The 1,990-nt window shown below is 33.3% G+C and carries 2 protein-coding genes; both read right to left on the bottom strand.

Annotated elements, in window-relative coordinates; all coding sequences use genetic code 11:
• Window positions 1–215: 215 nt before the first annotated feature.
• Window positions 216–1,424, bottom strand: coding sequence for an L-lactate MFS transporter (locus tag KI369_RS28640; protein ID WP_212959017.1), 1,209 nt, complete (start codon window positions 1,422–1,424; stop codon window positions 216–218).
• 284 nt (window positions 1,425–1,708) lie between these two features.
• Window positions 1,709–1,852, bottom strand: a complete 144-nt coding sequence (locus KI369_RS28635) for a hypothetical protein (protein WP_000653369.1) — start codon at window positions 1,850–1,852, stop codon at window positions 1,709–1,711.
• Window positions 1,853–1,990 lie beyond the last annotated feature (138 nt).

Below are 1,990 nucleotides of genomic sequence, written 5' to 3'. Positions count from 1 at the left end.
ACAAGTGGGAAAAGAGAAGAGATGATCGTAGTAAAAAGATGAATTGTAAATTTAGAAAAAGAAATGAAAAGCAAAAGGGATTAAAAAAAAGACTTGTACGAAATTAAGCGATATCTTTTTTGTTGAAATAGAACCAAAAAGAACAAGTATCCCTAATCAACTTAAAATTAAATGTTTCGTAAAAAAAGAGCCCTATATGAGGACTCTTTTTTGTATTACGCTACTTTACGATGTAAATGTTTTATTTCCTTTTTCTTCTCTGCTTTTGGCGGACGAATTAATATCGAAATAATAAAGGAAATAACGCTTAAAATACCAATTGTAATAAAGGTCGGTTGAAATCCACCAAGTAGTGCTCCAATGAATGATCCTGCAAGCGCACCAAATCCGAACCCTTGGTATACAATCCCGTAATTTGTACTATGGTTTTTTAATCCGAAGAAATCTCCGACAATTGCTGGGAATATAGTGATATTACCGCCGAAGCAAAAGGCGACACTTGCTACACAAGCGAAATAAATGCCGTAATTTAGTGGAATGAAACTTAAAGTAAAGACTGACAATCCGATAATAATAAACGTTGCAGAAACAATTTTCATTCGGCCAATTTTATCTGATAACGTTCCAAGAACGATTCTACCTACTGTATTAAAAATTGCAATCATTGCAACGGCGTTAGCTGCAGTTGCTGCACTAAGTCCAACGAGTTGTACACCGATATCTTTTACCATACCGATTAAATATAGACCACCCATACACGATGTGAATAGCATAAAAAACAAAAGATATACTTGTTTCGTTTGCATCATTTCACGAGGCGTATAATCATTGTGTAATGTCTCAGTTACAGTATTACTCACGATTGCTTCACGTAAGAAGAACGATCCGATTAAAACTAAAAGTAAAACGATGATACCCCAATATAAAAATGCTTGCGATACACCAAAGCTATCGATAAGACTTCCGTTTATATATCTAAAGATTAAGCTTCCCATTCCATATGCAGAAACAGATATACCAGAAATAAGTCCTTTGCGATTCGGAAACCATTTTATTAAATTAGATAGTGATGTAATATAAGCAGTTCCATCTGCATAACCAACTACTACACCAGCTAATAAATATAGTAATGGTAAGGAAGAAACTTGTGAGCTAAGTATTAACCCAAGTCCTAGAACAATCCCTGCCGTAGCGATGAGTTTACGAAGTCCTAACTTTTGCTGCAACTTTCCTGCAAATAAGGTTGAAAATGATAAAGAAAAGCTTGTTATGGAGAAAGTTATAGCAACGGCATTGAGGTTCCACCCAAACTTACTGACAAGGGGTTGATTAAATAAACTCCATGTATAAATTGTCCCAAGGCCAATTTGAACAATGATTGTACCTAGAACAATTAGTAACGGATTTATAGAAGTTTGTTTCATACTAACTGTCTCCTTCTTTAATCATGACTTGAATTTTCACAGTTAGTATAACCATCATAAAATGCAAGATACTGGGTGGAAAATGGAAATTAAGTTCATATACACAAAAAGACACCTCATAATGAAGTGTCTTTTTGCAGGTTATATTAGATTTACTTAAAGAAAGCTTTGTTAAGATAAGACATTTTCAAATGCTTATGTATATAGAATACCAAAAGATTTCAATCATGTGATGGGACTTAAGATGTATTTTTCATTCATCATATAGTCGGATGGACGAAAAATTAATATTCAATTTCATCAAAATCTTTCGGCTGCGGTACCGTTTGCATATTAGCCGCATCTTTCGGATCGCTATAAATCGCATTTTGTTCTGTATTTACATCTTTAATATTTTGCTTTTTGTTTTTATTCATTTTATCTTTCACTTTCTATCACTCCTTTTCATTATAGGAGTAATTATGCCCTATTACCGTTTCGAAATGTATCAGCGGCTAAATTGCTAAATTCACGTAAATAATATAAATAATTATCACCGCCGTAGTTGTATCTTTTATTGTACATTT

The organism is Bacillus sanguinis (assembly GCF_018332475.1).
GTDB classification, from domain to species: domain Bacteria; phylum Bacillota; class Bacilli; order Bacillales; family Bacillaceae_G; genus Bacillus_A; species Bacillus_A sanguinis.
The sequence above is the reverse complement of the archived record's forward strand: the minus strand, read 5'-3'. Positions and strand labels throughout refer to the sequence as shown.